The sequence below is a fragment of the Paenibacillus sp. J31R98 genome, from assembly GCF_056269245.1.
Map to the genome: position 1 here is coordinate 544,218 of NZ_JBWDNO010000002.1, position 14,378 is coordinate 558,595.

At 45.5% G+C, this 14,378-nt stretch carries 14 protein-coding genes; 2 read left to right on the forward strand and 12 right to left on the reverse strand.

The genetic code is table 11. The features are described 5' to 3' along the window. Positions 1-150: 150 nt before the first annotated feature. The 3 genes from AC0YNX_RS10975 to AC0YNX_RS10985 all read right to left on the reverse strand — a co-directional run bounded on the left by AC0YNX_RS10975 (position 151) and on the right by AC0YNX_RS10985 (position 2,835). A complete protein-coding gene (locus AC0YNX_RS10975; RefSeq protein ID WP_475815718.1) occupies positions 151-546 on the reverse strand; it encodes a (R)-mandelonitrile lyase in 396 nt (131 codons plus the stop codon). Positions 547-568: 22 nt separating this feature from the next. Further along, entirely contained in the window at positions 569-1,765 is a 1,197-nt protein-coding gene (locus AC0YNX_RS10980; protein ID WP_475815719.1) for a sugar efflux transporter, read from the reverse strand. Between the two features lie 176 nt (positions 1,766-1,941). Continuing rightward, positions 1,942-2,835 (reverse strand): AraC family transcriptional regulator, encoded by an 894-nt coding sequence (locus tag AC0YNX_RS10985; RefSeq protein WP_475815720.1) that lies wholly within the window; start codon positions 2,833-2,835, stop codon positions 1,942-1,944. A gap of 203 nt (positions 2,836-3,038) precedes the next feature. On the opposite strand from AC0YNX_RS10985, the gene AC0YNX_RS10990 reads away from it, so the two are divergent. Next, positions 3,039-3,890 (forward strand): aldo/keto reductase, encoded by an 852-nt coding sequence (locus AC0YNX_RS10990; protein ID WP_475815721.1) that lies wholly within the window; start codon positions 3,039-3,041, stop codon positions 3,888-3,890. A 48-nt stretch (positions 3,891-3,938) separates the two neighbouring features. On the opposite strand, the gene AC0YNX_RS10995 is transcribed toward AC0YNX_RS10990, so the two are convergent. The 4 genes from AC0YNX_RS10995 to AC0YNX_RS11010 are packed head-to-tail and all read right to left on the reverse strand — an operon-like array spanning position 3,939 to position 8,367. Beyond that, positions 3,939-5,246 carry a hypothetical protein gene (locus AC0YNX_RS10995; protein WP_475815722.1) on the reverse strand — a complete coding sequence of 436 codons (1,308 nt, stop codon included), beginning with the start codon at positions 5,244-5,246 and terminating at the stop codon, positions 3,939-3,941. Beyond that, a complete protein-coding gene (locus AC0YNX_RS11000; protein ID WP_475815723.1) occupies positions 5,243-6,049 on the reverse strand; it encodes an ABC transporter ATP-binding protein in 807 nt (268 codons plus the stop codon). The genes AC0YNX_RS10995 and AC0YNX_RS11000 overlap by 4 nt, the downstream gene beginning before the upstream one ends. Next, entirely contained in the window at positions 6,042-7,055 is a 1,014-nt protein-coding gene (locus AC0YNX_RS11005; protein WP_475815724.1) for a FecCD family ABC transporter permease, read from the reverse strand. The genes AC0YNX_RS11000 and AC0YNX_RS11005 overlap by 8 nt, the downstream gene beginning before the upstream one ends. A 13-nt stretch (positions 7,056-7,068) precedes the next feature. Continuing rightward, positions 7,069-8,367 (reverse strand): ABC transporter substrate-binding protein, encoded by a 1,299-nt coding sequence (locus AC0YNX_RS11010; protein WP_475815725.1) that lies wholly within the window; start codon positions 8,365-8,367, stop codon positions 7,069-7,071. A gap of 78 nt (positions 8,368-8,445) precedes the next feature. On the opposite strand from AC0YNX_RS11010, the gene AC0YNX_RS11015 reads away from it, so the two are divergent. Then, the gene (locus AC0YNX_RS11015) at positions 8,446-9,306 is read left to right on the forward strand and encodes a copper amine oxidase N-terminal domain-containing protein (RefSeq protein WP_475815726.1); all 861 of its coding nucleotides are present in this window, start codon (positions 8,446-8,448) and stop codon (positions 9,304-9,306) included. A 34-nt stretch (positions 9,307-9,340) separates the two neighbouring features. Here AC0YNX_RS11015 and AC0YNX_RS11020 read toward each other — a convergent pair whose 3' ends face one another. The 5 genes from AC0YNX_RS11020 to AC0YNX_RS11040 form a co-directional block, all read right to left on the reverse strand. Beyond that, a complete protein-coding gene (locus AC0YNX_RS11020) occupies positions 9,341-9,709 on the reverse strand; it encodes a hypothetical protein (protein ID WP_475815727.1) in 369 nt (122 codons plus the stop codon). Positions 9,710-9,771: 62 nt separating this feature from the next. After that, positions 9,772-11,160 carry an MATE family efflux transporter gene (locus AC0YNX_RS11025; protein ID WP_475815728.1) on the reverse strand — a complete coding sequence of 463 codons (1,389 nt, stop codon included), beginning with the start codon at positions 11,158-11,160 and terminating at the stop codon, positions 9,772-9,774. A gap of 56 nt (positions 11,161-11,216) precedes the next feature. Further along, positions 11,217-13,235: a Na+/H+ antiporter gene (locus tag AC0YNX_RS11030; RefSeq protein WP_475815729.1), complete on the reverse strand. Its 2,019-nt coding sequence runs from the start codon at positions 13,233-13,235 to the stop codon at positions 11,217-11,219. A gap of 161 nt (positions 13,236-13,396) precedes the next feature. After that, entirely contained in the window at positions 13,397-13,750 is a 354-nt protein-coding gene (locus AC0YNX_RS11035; protein ID WP_475815730.1) for a GIY-YIG nuclease family protein, read from the reverse strand. 35 nt (positions 13,751-13,785) lie between these two features. Continuing rightward, a complete protein-coding gene (locus AC0YNX_RS11040; RefSeq protein WP_475815731.1) occupies positions 13,786-14,265 on the reverse strand; it encodes a DUF6530 family protein in 480 nt (159 codons plus the stop codon). Positions 14,266-14,378 lie beyond the last annotated feature (113 nt).

The window sequence follows — 14,378 nt, forward strand, 5'->3', positions numbered from 1 at the left end:
TTCCGTCTGTAGTATCTCACCGGCTCATTTAATTTAACACTTGGCCACCGCGAGCAGTACTACCGATAAGTTAGATGCCTATAACGGAAAGTTATTGCTACAACAAAGAGGCTCCCGCCAACAATCGCGGAAGCCCCTATTATCTCATGCTTATGACATGTACTCTTCGTCGCTTACTTTCTCCAGCCATTCAACCGTTTTCCCATCAAGCCGCTCTTGAATCGCGATATGGGTCATCGCTATAGTCGGCGATGCCCCATGCCAATGTTTCTCGCCTGGCGGGAACCAGACGACGTCACCGGGACTGATTTCTTCGATCGGCCCTCCTGCGCGCCTAACCCGTCCTTTGCCTGCGGTTACAATCAGCGTTTGGCCCAGAGGATGCGTATGCCATGCTGTCCGAGCCCCCGGCTCGAACGTAACGCTCGCTGCAACGACGCGCGCCGGATCAGCCGTTTCGATTAAGGGATCTAGCCGAACTGTGCCGGTAAAATAATCAGATGACCCTTTTCCCGAAGGTTGACTTCCAATTCTTCTGATTTCCATGATCTGAATTCCTCCATTTGAATTACGAATTAGTGTTGACCTGTGGGTGCGGCCGGATCCTCCACAGAATAACGAACGAAACAATAACAACAACCAGACTGACTGAGTAAACATCGCGAATCCCTACAAACTGTGCAACCATGCCGCCTCCTAGATTGCCAACCAATCTTCCAATAATGGTTCCGTTGTAATAGATCGCAGAGGACGTTCCCGGCGAGTTCGGCATTAGCTCTGTGAAATAGCTTAACCCATTGCCCATCACAATAGCTACAAACACCGCCTGTAATAGCTGTGCTCCGATAATCTGCCAGGAATCCATCGCGAAACTTAATATGATGTTGTACAGGATAGCAATAAAACAAGCGATAATCATCAATGTATGATTGGATACCTTCCTGCCCAAAGCGCCGAGAACCAGCATTATGGGAATTTCCAAACCCGCGCAGATGCTAACAACCAATCCGACATCTGTATGCGTACCATGAAGCTCGTTCACAATAAACAACGGCGTGATGATTCCATTAATCGCATTTACCGCGAAAAGCAGGATAAAAGCAAGTAATGGATACCAAATCCGCTTTCGGTTAATCGAAGGAACCGCTGTTCCACCTGTTCTCTTCTTCTGCGCCGCTCTTTTGCTTGGCAAATACAGAACGACAAGAGAAGCGATAACAAGAAAGATCGCAGATGTCACAAGAAAGAGCCCCTTATATCCAGCTACCCCTAAGATTATCGTTCCAACTAAAGGTCCGATCAAGAAACCTAGCGACACAAGAGAACGTAATGTAGACATCGCAAGCGTCTTGTCATCCGAATGACTTTCGTTTGCCGACTCTTGAGCATAAGCATAGATTTGAGGCATAGCCGCTGCTCCCAAACCACTAAAGAAGCTAACAATAATAAGTAAGATAATAAAATGATCAAACAGGACATACGAAGCATAGCCTGCTGCGGATGAAACTGTGGCCGTTATTATAATGAATTTCCGATTCAGATTACGGTCCGAATGCTTGCCAATGAGCGAATTTGCAAACACGCCGGTTAATGAACTTACAGCCGTGAATAAACCAAAGGATCCCGCACTCATTCCCAGTTCTTCCGTGCAATAGAGAGCTAAGTACGGCATCGTAATCGAAATCCCGAAGCCGACCAAGAGAACACAAATAACAAATAAACGATATCCTTTAATTTCAAACAATTTTCTCAATCGTGTATACAAAATGACTTCTCCTTCATATTCAGTTAGCCGACACCCATGCAGCCATACTAATTATGCGGGAAGTGCATCCGCGACCGTTATCTCATTCGTGTTGAATCATTGCCTAATCCTCTCAAGCACCTCCTAACAAAAAAGACAAGCCTGCAATGGCCTGCCTATTATTTCATCGTAACTTCCTATGCTTTCAAACGCTTTATATCTTGTCTTGGCGGATATCCGAACATCCTGGCGTACTCACGGCTGAACTGAGATGTACTTTCGTAACCGACTCTGTACGCTACTTCAGTGGCATCTGCAGACTCCGTTAGTAATAACCGCCGGGCTTCCTGCAGTCTCATTTGCTTCTGATATTGGATAGGACTCATGGCCGTTACTTCTTTAAAGTGACGATGAAACGTAGAGATACTCATGTTCGCGATTTCTGCAAGCTCCTCGATCCGGAAGGAATGCTCGTAATGGTTTACGATATGTTCGATGACATCGCGGATTTGGTTGATTGCGCTCTCCTCCATGACAAGCCCTTTCAAGATATCTCCGTTCTCGCCCTGTAACACCCTATATAGAATTTCTTTCGTAAATATCGGAGCAAGCACAGGAATCTCATTCGGATTATCTAACAACCTAGCCAATCTGAGAACTGCATCTAATAAAGAGGATTCGATCTGGCTGACATACATAGCACGTTTCGGATTTACTTTCGGTTCACCTAACAATTCCGATTGCTGTAATACCTCAATAATCTGACTGGGTTCAAATTCAAGCTTCAGACCCAAGTACGGTTTCTCGGGAGTAGCTTCAGTAATCTGAGTATTAACCGGCAAGTGTACGGAAGCAACAAGGTAATCGGCTGGGCTGTATTTGAAGCGATCCTGCGCTAACCACACCTCCTTAGCACCTTGTACAATCATACAGAAGGAAGGCTTATAGACGCCGTGGCTTGGCTCGCTCGTAGTAGACCGGCGCATGAAATACAAAGATGGAATCGCCGTCTTATGTACGCCGTCGCCAGCTGCATACCGATCAATGATATCGGTAAGTTCCTGCTGCTTGGTCATAATTAATTCAGACATTCATATCCTCCTCTTCCATCAGACTCTATAGCTCGATTATAATCCAAGACCGCATGGCATTTTAAGTGGCGTGAGAGGATTAGGCAATCATTCGAGACGATTAGGATAACGTTCCCTATGAGATGTAGAACATAATAAGTAAAGAACATGTTGGGATGCCCGAATAGCAGGTTATAACTTCGATCCGAACTGGAGGATGCAGTATGCAAAAAGTTATTCTAAATAATGGCGTTGAGATGCCGATTCTGGGTTTTGGTGTTTTTCAAATTCGGGATGAGCATGAATGCGAACAAAGCGTCTATGACGCTATTATGGCAGGCTACCGCTTGATTGATACTGCTGCCTCTTATCTCAACGAGGAAGCTGTCGGCAGAGCGATCAAACGTAGTGGTGTAGCCAGAGAAGAGTTATTCATCACCACGAAGCTTTGGGTTCAGGATACGGGATATGAGCGCACGAGGCTAGCATTCGAGAACTCATTGAAACGTCTGCAATTGGATTATTTGGATCTATACTTAATTCATCAGCCTTATGGAGATGTTTATGGCTCTTGGCGCGCCATGGAGGAATTGAATCGTGAGGGCAAGGTCCGCGCCATTGGCGTCAGCAACTTTCAAGAGGACCGCCTGATCGATTTGATCCTTCACAACGAAATAACTCCAGCTGTGAACCAGGTCGAAACACACCCATTCCATCAACAAATCGATAATTCCAAGTTTATGAAAGAGCATCAGGTTCAGATCGAATCTTGGGCGCCTTTTGCCGAGGGTAAGAATGATCTGTTTCAGAACGAGGTATTGGTCGCTATAGCTGATAAGCATAATAAAACCGTAGCTCAGGTCGTATTGCGATGGCTGACACAAAGAGACATCGTCGTTATTCCAAAGTCGGTTCGTAGAGACAGAATCATGGAGAACTTCAATATATTCGACTTTGAATTAGATCAATCAGACATGGAGTCGATTGCTTCGTTAGATACGAAACAGAGTCTGTTTTTCTCTCATCGCGATCCAGAAATGGTGAAATGGATTGGAACGCGTAAACTGGATATTTAAATGGAAAGAGGCTCCCGAGAGGGAGCCTCTTATTCTTTAACAGAATAGCTAATTTGCTTGTACCGCGGCAAAAGGAACAACGGCTCTGCGATATTTCATAAGCCCCACACAAATATCTCGAACAAGACATTCCTTGTACTCGCCATGGTCAGGATATCGCACCATATTGTCACCATTATGCACGAACACCTTGCCGCCGCTTCCATCTATTGTTGGATATTGCCATATATAATCGGCAGCGTGGTTGGCATGTGCAGCCCCTATGGATGTGAGACCCATCGCATATTCAGGTAATGGAGTAAATCCTCTTGCATACTGGCCAATAATGCCTTCCCATCCATCAAAGTCATCCGGCATATTCTTGAAAAACTCAAATGGATCGTTCTCGACTCTTACCTTGAGATTCGTAAAGGGTACAGGTGATACAGTCTGGAATGGCTTTAGAAATGGCAGCCAGCATACAGCGACTTCTATATTGAGTATAAGTTGTCCGCCGCTTCTAATATAGTCCATCATTCTATCCGTGTATTTCTGCATGTAGATTTGATCACTAATACTAGGAATATAGATAATGTCATAGCCCCACACCTCGTCTGGAATAGGACGAACACCAAAGTATTCGATTTGTCCACCAGTACCATCAAAGGTCTTAGATAGGAACGAAGGCTTATCCTCCGAGTTTATCCCCGTTGTCTGTAAATAAGCCACTTTAAACGGCTCTATCTGATTCCGATCAATGCCAAGCTCGTTATTAATCCAGGGGTAGAACTGCCCCAGCAGCTTCGTAGTTACCGGCATAAAGCGTTGGCCGTTATGATTATGAGGGTCCAGTGTTGTAATAAAAACTCTGCCTCCACCCTCTAAGTCCTGAAAATCAACGATGATGGCTTCATCCTTATCCTCTACCGCGAGCAAAGTTGTCCCGCTATGATTTCCCTTGATTGCACCATGCCAGTGCCAATGCAAGTGCTCTGGTTTTACATAATCATAGAAGGAATGCGTTAGCTGATCCGGAACGTATAGTTCGATCTTCCCCCCCGGCTTCGTCCACCATAGCCAATCCTTTGTTCTAGAATCGACACACTCGATGTTAACAACGTCTAACAGCTGATCCGCTTTATCAAACGTAAAAATCAATAGAAAGCCGCCGCTTCTGACATAATCGTTAAGCTGTTTTTTATGCGGAAGAATGTAGTCACTTGAACAACCGCAAGATAGAATCACTGCCCCAAACTGTTCGAGGTCAAAGCTCGGAAGGTCATCGGCATAAATGAATTGATCCACATAGTGCGCATAATCCCAGTAACTTATTAATTGCGAGCTTTTTCCGGTTGTAACATACGCAATTTTTGTCATCTTGTTACCTCTTCAGCAGTTTGTAGATCGATGGGCAATATCGTGGAATAGGATTTATCAGCCAAATCGTACGATAAGATTTCAGAATTGATGCCAAAGTAATGTCGTAAATTTGTTGTGTTCACGACATCCTCCGTTTTATCAAAAATATACCCGTCTTTTCCAAGGAGCAGCGTTGACTGTGCGATACGAAAAGCATGCTGAGGGAAATGAGTATTAATAATGATCGAGTATTCCCCTTGTTCATTTAACTCTTCGACAATATTCAATACTTTAAGCTGATTCCTCATATCAAGATGGGATTCAGGCTCGTCCATAATCAGGATTTGGGGCTTCTTGATAAGCGCTCTAGCAATCAACACCATTTGCAGCTCTCCGCCGCTCATGTTATTGCAATTTCGTTCACTAAGATGCTCAATCCCTAGCTTTCTTAATTGTTCATACGCTCTCTCGTAATCCTCTTTGGTAGGGAGCTTACCCATTTTCACATGAGGAGATAAGCCCATTACGGTCATTTCAAGGCCAGTAAATCCAAACGCCGCTCTCTTCGACTGCGGAACGTAGGCGACTAGTTTCCAGAACTTACTTGCAGACATGGTTTTAACCGATTCATCATTGATAGTGATATTGCCTGATTTATATTCTAGAAAGCCCAATAAGCATTTTAAAAAAGTCGTCTTTCCAATGCCGTTTGCTCCTAGAATGGCTAATGTTTCACCCTTCTTTACATGAAAGGATAAATCTTTGAATATCTCTCTTCGAGAGTTGGGGTACTGAAACTGAAGATTATCTACTCTAATCATCGAGCACTCCCCCTGTTCTTCTAAGCAGATAGATAAAGAATGGCACACCAAGAAGCGAACTCAGTATCGATAGCGGAATTTCTGAACCTGTTAAGGATCTAGCGAGTGTATCTGTAATGAGCACGAATATCGCCCCCATTATCATAGTGGCTGGTATGAGATGCTTATTATCTGTTCCGACGATCATCCGCGTAAAATGCGGTACAATAAGTCCTACGAAACTAATAACGCCAGCTATAGATACAGCCGCCGCTACGATGACCGTTGTGAAAAAAATAATAATGACACGCATTTTTTTAATATTTACACCTAAGGAAATCGCTTCATCTTCATCTAGTGAAAGTAGATTTAGCTGCCATCTGTATCTGTAGAGAAAGAACAGTGAAATCACAATACTTGGCATCGTTCTTAAGATCGTATCTTTCGATGCGCTGGCCAGTGAGCCCATAAGCCAGAAGGTGATCGCAGGAAGCTCATTTCTCGGATCCGCGAAGTACTTTAATAAGGAAACACCGGAGCCGAATACCGAGCTTGTTATGATTCCTGAAAGAACGAGCATGAGCACCGTAACGCGTCCACGCCTTCTAGCGATGATATAGGTCAAGTACATGGCTGCAAATCCAAAGAAAACAGCCAATGCTTGTGTACCCAGCGTTGTTCCAATGGTTACAATTCCAAGCGCTGCACCGAAGCTTGCTCCTGAGGACACGCCTAGAATCTCCTCACTTACAAGCGGATTCCCGAATATCGCCTGCAAAGACGCCCCAGCCACAGCTATACCCGCTCCTACAATCACTGCTAACAGCACACGAGGAATTCTAACTTCCTGTACGACTACTGGAACCGTCGGGTCAGAAATCGAATCTGGGTTAAAGAGTGCATTCAAAACATCAAGTGGAGCGATTGTGTATCTTCCGATACAAATCGCTGCCACCATGAAGACGAGCAAAGCAAGAATGGATATAAGATAAAACTTGTTTAGAAACTTACGTCTCTCTATGGTCATCCTGGGTTTCTCCTTATTGCATGAACAGATCGAAGTTTTTGCTGTTCTTGTTCTCCGCGACATTCAAGACGGAATCAATATCTTCTTCAGTTAGATCAATGTTGTATAGCAATTTATAATCCTCACGGACCTGTTTACGCATATCAAATCCCTTGAACTTGTCTGGATACGCTAATACCGAATAGAAGTACCAGTTGATTCCCGGATTATCAAGCAAAGAAGCTGTTGGGCTTTTGTACACTCTCTTCTCTTTCACCGCTCTTAAATTTTTCAGAACGGGATGCTTAAAGAAATAGTCCGGTGTAATATCCTTGGCCCATTCGCCGATAACGATCATATCCGGATCCCATTTGAGCAAGGTTTCTACATTGATATCCGCATCGATATCGGTTATTTTCCCCTTGGTAAAGGCCGCGTTTTCCACCTTATGTACTGGGGTATGAGGGAGTTCTGTTCCCCATACGTTGATTTGATTATCATTAATGGCACTTACAAAAACATGATCTTGACGCTCATTCTCGGTTAGATTATCAGTTACTTTAAGTACATCTTCTTTAGCTTTAGCCTGATGTGCAAAGACCTCATCCACGCGATCCTGCTTTCCTAGCGCCTTGCCGTATAAGGTATATCTCTCAACGTCATCATCGTAAGTACCCCAATTGACTGCGACAACATTAATGCCGGCATCCTCAAGCGGTTTAATTGCACCATCACCATGAGTAGTCCATTGATAAACAACATCAGGCGCCAGCTTCAGAATTTCCTCAACATTTGGCGCGCTTCCATCAGCCTGCATGATGTTATTATTCACTTTTAATATTTCCGGATATTTTTTTGCAACAGCGCCGCCTGCAATATTGGACTCTTGATCCCCTTTTCGCATACCTAAGAAAGGTTCAACCGATTGCGTTATAGAAAATATTTCTGTACCCTCGTTTGGAAACAGAACGAAATTTTTGGCGTATCCATTCTTAAGAACAACCTCTTTGCCTCTGCCGTCCACGATCGTTACAGGTTGATTGGCAGCATCTCCGGTTGAGCTTGTATTTGCACTTGTACTCTTACTTGTATCCCTCTGACCATTATCAGTGCTCTGACATCCTGCTATAATTAATGCTCCAATTCCAATACAACCAGTCAATACTAATTTCCTCATGACTTTCTTTCCTCCCACAATATCTCTCTTTTTAAACTCGAGAGCATCGTAGCACCATTGAGAATGATTGTCAATCTCAATGACTGGTAATTTTCCAAACCATTCTATTGCAGGACTCCCGTAGCATACTGCTCCAAAACTTAGTTCTTGACGCATTTTCTATCAAGCATAATAATAAATCAGGAACAGGAACCAGCATTCACCATACCAATAATGGAGACTATGAAGGAGATCATGATGAACAAGATTATTCATAAGACAATCATAGCCCTACTAGCATTGACTATGTTTTCATCCTTTCCGCATGCTCAAGCAGCTGGGCAACCACATATCCAAATTGAGATTAATGGTCATATGATTGCACAATCAGAATCAACTGGTTTTGCTAAAGTAGTATCTGGCCGTACGATGATCCCGCTTCGTTTAGCGGCTGAATCCATGGGATATCAGGTGACCTTGGATGACAACACACATATTGTCAAATTATCAAATGGCACTAAGACGATAACGCATCGAATTAATAGTACCTATGCGGTCATTGAAGACAGCGGAATTAAGGATATTGGCGTTCCCTCCTACGTCGATAGCAACTCAAGAGTGATGGTATCCATTCGCTTACTAGCTGAAGCCTTCGGCAATGATGTTCGTTTTAAACAAACAACCATGAATGGAACGCTAGTTAGTACTGCCGTCATTACGAGTCCAACTATTCCAACGGAAGAATCGGTATATGAAAGCATGATTGCTTTAAAGGACAAGTATCCCGAAGGTATGACCTGGACGAATGATAATTACTATAAATGGAATGGCGGCGTCTATAGTGGTGGCTATGGCTGTGTAGGGTTCGCTTTTATCTTAAGTGATGCGGCTTTCGGCAAGCTTCCGGCACGTAAACATACGGACTTTAGCAGCATTAAAGTTGGCGATATTGTGAGGATCAATAATGATACACATTCTGTGGTGATTCTAAGCATGAATGAGAAAGAAGTGACCGTGACAGAAGGGAACTATAATTCATCCATTCACTGGGGACGCAAAATCTCATTAGAGGATCTATCCAAAGGTGACTATATCATAACTAGATATCCGAAATGATAAGAAGAGGCTCCCATGCGGGAGCCTCTTCTTGTTACAGAACTGGACTTAGTGTCGGAATAAAAATAAGTTCCGACTGAGGAAGACGCTGATCCTCTGACAAATTGCCGAACTCGTCTATTCCTGTAACCGTGAACAACACATTGGACGTACTCGAGCTGAGTTGAACTTCATAAGCAACATTACCGCCAATATAAAAACTTCGAATATCAAAATGGTTCGCAGCTACTACAAATGAAGTCAAATAAGCGGTATAGAATACAGTTGAGTTAACGGAAGCAAAGATATGAACCGTTACCGTTGTGGAGCTGAATGGATCGAGATTTCTCGTGCTAAGAATGAGATTAGATGCAGCTGTACCAAACATTCTTGTATTCGTCACCGTTCCTGTTGAATAGGGCATCTCATTACACCTCTTTCTGAATAAGACATGCTCTATTCTATGAAAACAAAAACCATGAGTTACTAGATCACCCGATACCGCATCCATTTTCCACTCAAGTACCGGTAGGTGAAACAGATGAATCTGACAAACCAATCCGAGAACATGGCAATCCAAGTGCCGAAAACGCCCATATGAAAATGCTCCCCTAACAGGTAAGCAAGCACGACCCGGAATAGAAACATCGTCATCACGCCAATTGCCATCGGATACTTCGCATCTCCAGCAGCCCTGAAGGTAACGGGCAGCGTATAGGCAAATGGCCACAGGATGATGGCGACAACCCCATGCCACCAAGCAATCTGCCTTGTTAACTCCGCCGTAGCTTCTGAGAGGCCGTATATCTTCATTATGAGCGGAAGCAAGGCGATGATTAGCGAAATAAACACCAGTTGAGAGGCATAAACAATCACCATAATCTTCTTCGTGTAGTATTTGGCCTGTCCGTATTCCCCGGCGCCGATACATCTGGCAATGACAGCTGTCATCCCTAGATTAATCGCAACCCCCGGCAATACTTGAAATATCGCGAGAGAGCCTCCGATGGCATTCGCCGTAATCGCAGCCGTACCGAAAGTCGATACAAGACTTAGCACGATAATCCGTCCGATGAAGAACAAGCTGTTCTCAAGACCGAACGGAATGCCGATGCTCAGAATCTGCTTAATCATCCGCCAGTCGAACTTGTGCTTCAAGCTACGCTTCATATGCAACATATAATCAGGGTTCGTGACAACAACGATAAAGACAGCTGCCGCAACAATTCGCGACACCAGCGTCGCGATCGCGACGCCTTCCGTTCCCATATGAAACCCATACAGCAATATTGCACTGCCTGCCACATTGATCACATTCATGAGCAGCGCGACTTTCATCGAGATGACGGCGTTACCCGTAGTGCGAAAGATCGCTGCCCCTGCATTATAAATAGCTAGAAAAGGGATAGACACCGAAACGATCATTAGATACGTATCGGCGTGGCTTCGCACCTCATCGGATATCTGCCCAAACAACGTAAATAGAATGAAAGATTTCAGCGCATAGACGACAAGCATGATAACGACTGAGATTGCGCCGACGAACCAGAACATTTGCTGTGCGGATTCTCTAGCTTCCCTCACTTGTTTCGATCCGATATATTGACCAGCTATGACCGCACCGCCAGTTGCAAGCGCAGCAAATAAACTGATAAACAACGCCATGACAGACTCCACTAATGACACGCCCGACACTGCCGCCTCTCCCACGTAGGCCACCATGACCGATGAGATAATGCCGACCAGAAATTCCAGTCCCTGCTCGACGGTAAGCGGCAGGAACATCCTCAGCAGATCCCGGTTGGAGAACAAATAGCCTTTGCGGTTCACGGCAGCAGACGCGTTCTCGGTCTTGCTTAATGCGATAGGTTCCATCGTATTTTCCCCAAATCATCTTTAGTCGTTAAGATCCCGGTTATAGGGGCGATTCCTTACATAATCTCCGAAATCGCTGTTTCGCGATCGCGAATCGTCCCTCTTAGACCGCTGGCGAGCTCTCGCGTAATTTCTCCGCTTTCATACAACGACTGGACCATATCCCTCTCCGCTTGAATGGCAACCCAGTACATTTCTTTCTTCAGATCGTTCTGCTCCAGATCCTCCGAACCGCGCGAGCCTTGCAGAAGCGACAATCGGCCTAGCACCTGTTTGTATTGCGAAATCACATAGTTCGTTTCCTTCTCGATCTCCGGTCGTTTCTGCTCGCCTAACTCAGCTATCGCTGATTTGCACATACAGATTTTGAGCCCTTTCATCGCTTCACGTTCCTCATAATGATGCAAGTTTTTCTTACGGTTTCTCGCGAACAGCTTCTTCATAAACAGCTTGATGAGCACTCGCCCCATGCGGGAACGCTTCGTAAGCACAAGCTCCATCTGATCAAGCAGCTCCGTTACCTTCGCCGCTTGCACAGCATCGGCACTGCCATCCTTTACCATCTTTTCGATACATTTGCGTTCAGCAGCAATTGCCTTTAAACGAAGCTCTGTTTCTGTATCTCGGCATCTTGGCTGCCCTGAATCGTATGTATACGAGAGATACGACTCTTCTTGCACCCACTTCTGGTAATCGGTCATGACAGAGATAGCCGCGGCTTCATTCTCTGGCTTCTGTTCCGTCTTGAGTGTTTCTATTGCTGCTTGCAACACGCGAATCCGAGCTTGCTGCTCGAGCCGATTCTGCTCGGCAGGCGCTTCCTTCCTCTTCGCGAGCAGTGGCAGCAATGCGCTGGATACGACCAACGAAATCAAGATCACAATTGCAGCAATAAAGATCATCATGTCACGCTCAGGAAATGGCTGCCCGCTTCGAAGCACGTAAGGAATCGAGAACGCACCGGCAAGCGTGACAGCACCGCGAACGCCGCCAAGCGAGGTAAGCAGCAGCATTTTGTAATCGGGGATTTCCTGTCCTTGTTTCTGCTCCACGCCGAACAGCCGCTGATTGTGGGTGAAAATAAACGTCCAGACGAATCGCAACGCAACGAGCAGCAGAAAGATCAGAAAAGCATAGGTAAACACTTCCGTATTGTTGATGGAAGCATTGCGAAGCACGACGCTTGTCACATGCGGAATTTGCAAGCCAAGCAAAAGAAAGACAAGTCCATTCAGCACGTATAGCAGCACCGACCACGTATTATTTGAGACGATGTTCAGCCTAAGCATCGAGGAATCGACCCGGTCCCGTTCGATCGCATGCACAAGACCGCCAGCCACAGCAGCCAAAATGCCGGAAACACCGATCTCTTCTGCAATTAGATAGAGCAGGAACGGGGTCAGAATTTGAATCAGCATATGGAGTGTAACGTCCTCAAGTCCGCCTCTTCGCAGCATGACGCCAAACCACACGATGAATAAAGCCACAATGGCTCCTACCAGCAAGCCGCCGATCGCAATGACGAGAAAGCTGAAGATGGCATGCGTCATCGAGAAGACGCCTGTCACCGTAGCGGCAATCGCAAAGTTGAACGCGACAAGTCCAGAAGCGTCGTTCATCAGCGACTCGCCCTCTAGCAATCGAAGCAGCGTCTCCGGCATATGGATTCGTTTCGCAAGCGCACCCACAGCAACAGCGTCAGTCGGGGAGAGGATCGCTGCAAGCCCGAACGCCGCAGGAAGCGGAATCGTTGGAATGAGCCAGTGAATCGCATACCCAGCGACGAGCACCGTCACAAACACAAGCCCTACCGCAAGAAGCAGAATCGGCGCGCGAAGCCGCCACAGCTCTCTGCGAGGCGTATTTTTGCCATCATTATAGAGCAGAGGTGCGATAAACAGAATAAAGAAAAGCTCCGGCTCCATCTCCAGATGCACGCCAGACGGCAGCAAAGCGACAATCGCTCCAAGCGCAATCAAGATCAGAGGCTTAGGTATAGCGGGAATAAATCGGCTAATGACATGGGAGAACCCAACCAGGAGCAGCATAAGTAGGACTGCATGAAATAATTCCAAAGCACGGCAACTTCCTTTCCAGGTTACGGTGAGTAAACATCTTTATAAAGGATTTCCTAACCCGCCATAAAATTATATTTATACTAATACCAATTAATGGTTATGTAAACATACAAGATGGACGCTCGGGGTACAAAAAGCAAAAAAACGCCCTGAATGAATCATTCAGGACGGTTGTAGCCTCTATCTTCATAGGGCTGCAGCTTCTCAAGCCACAGCTTCTTCATCACTTTGAGTTCCCATTTGACATCCTTCACTTCCGAAGCATCTTTCTTCTCCAGTTCCTCGTAGCTGAATGCATCGGCACCAAGCTCCTTCCAATCCTTCTGCAGTTGAGCGTTTGCGAATCTGCCCATATCCAGCTGCATCTTAATCGTCATCCATTTGTTCTTTAAATTCGGATAGCTGTCGATGAACATCTTCCCGCTAACCGTATTCGTAATTTGAACGACGCCCATGAGCGTCTTGATTTCTTTATATTCTTCAAGCAGCTCTTTCCGTCTTTCCTTATCCATCTGTGATTGCTCCTTCCCGAACCAAACTTCAAACTTTAGTAACCCAATTCCTTCAGCATGCGCGACAGCGTCCGCAGCCGTTCCCCGATTAGCTCATCATCATCGCTCAGCGCCCCACTGAACAGCTTAATATCTTCGTTGATCTTGTCATTATCTGTGCATATCGCAACGGTCATAGCGTCACCTTGCAGACCGACTCGGTCAATAACAGGATTCTCCGGATCGTAGAAGTTCTCATAGCGATAGGCTTCGCGGAAGTGAGCGACCGATCGGCAGATGAGAATAGAGAGATCGAGCACTCGGTGCAGAGGAAGCTCCTCAGACTGCCTCGACCATTTCTCCCCCGTATATCGCCATACTTTCGCGGATATATCGACTTTCCCGCGGTCATTCCACTGCGCAAGACCTAACGAGAGGCCTTTCGCGTCTGTCTTGCCGGCAAGCCGTCCGTCGACTTGCTCGTAATTATCGGAAACGACGACTGGTTTATGTTTTAACGTTGTAGGTATCTTCATATTTGCACTTTCCTTTCACGCGATCGTTTATCAGTCATTCAGTTATTTAGTAAATTAGTAAATCAGTAAATTACTAAACGAGTATATCTCTAATTCCAGCTTCCGTCAATCAA

Excerpts from the sequence above, each read along its gene's own strand:
- AC0YNX_RS10975 (WP_475815718.1), bottom strand. The coding sequence starts at position 546 with ATGGAAATCAGAAGAATTGGAAGTCAACCTTCGGGAAAAGGGTCATCT.
- AC0YNX_RS11015 (WP_475815726.1), top strand. The coding sequence starts at position 8,446 with ATGATGAACAAGATTATTCATAAGACAATCATAGCCCTACTAGCATTG.
- AC0YNX_RS11010 (WP_475815725.1), bottom strand. The coding sequence starts at position 8,367 with ATGCGTCAAGAACTAAGTTTTGGAGCAGTATGCTACGGGAGTCCTGCA.
- AC0YNX_RS11035 (WP_475815730.1), bottom strand. The coding sequence starts at position 13,750 with ATGGATAAGGAAAGACGGAAAGAGCTGCTTGAAGAATATAAAGAAATC.
- AC0YNX_RS11040 (WP_475815731.1), bottom strand. The coding sequence starts at position 14,265 with ATGAAGATACCTACAACGTTAAAACATAAACCAGTCGTCGTTTCCGAT.
- AC0YNX_RS11025 (WP_475815728.1), bottom strand. The coding sequence starts at position 11,160 with ATGGAACCTATCGCATTAAGCAAGACCGAGAACGCGTCTGCTGCCGTG.
- AC0YNX_RS10985 (WP_475815720.1), bottom strand. The coding sequence starts at position 2,835 with ATGTCTGAATTAATTATGACCAAGCAGCAGGAACTTACCGATATCATT.
- AC0YNX_RS10995 (WP_475815722.1), bottom strand. The coding sequence starts at position 5,246 with ATGACAAAAATTGCGTATGTTACAACCGGAAAAAGCTCGCAATTAATA.
- AC0YNX_RS11000 (WP_475815723.1), bottom strand. The coding sequence starts at position 6,049 with ATGATTAGAGTAGATAATCTTCAGTTTCAGTACCCCAACTCTCGAAGA.
- AC0YNX_RS11005 (WP_475815724.1), bottom strand. The coding sequence starts at position 7,055 with ATGACCATAGAGAGACGTAAGTTTCTAAACAAGTTTTATCTTATATCC.
- AC0YNX_RS11020 (WP_475815727.1), bottom strand. The coding sequence starts at position 9,709 with ATGCCCTATTCAACAGGAACGGTGACGAATACAAGAATGTTTGGTACA.
- AC0YNX_RS10990 (WP_475815721.1), top strand. The coding sequence starts at position 3,039 with ATGCAAAAAGTTATTCTAAATAATGGCGTTGAGATGCCGATTCTGGGT.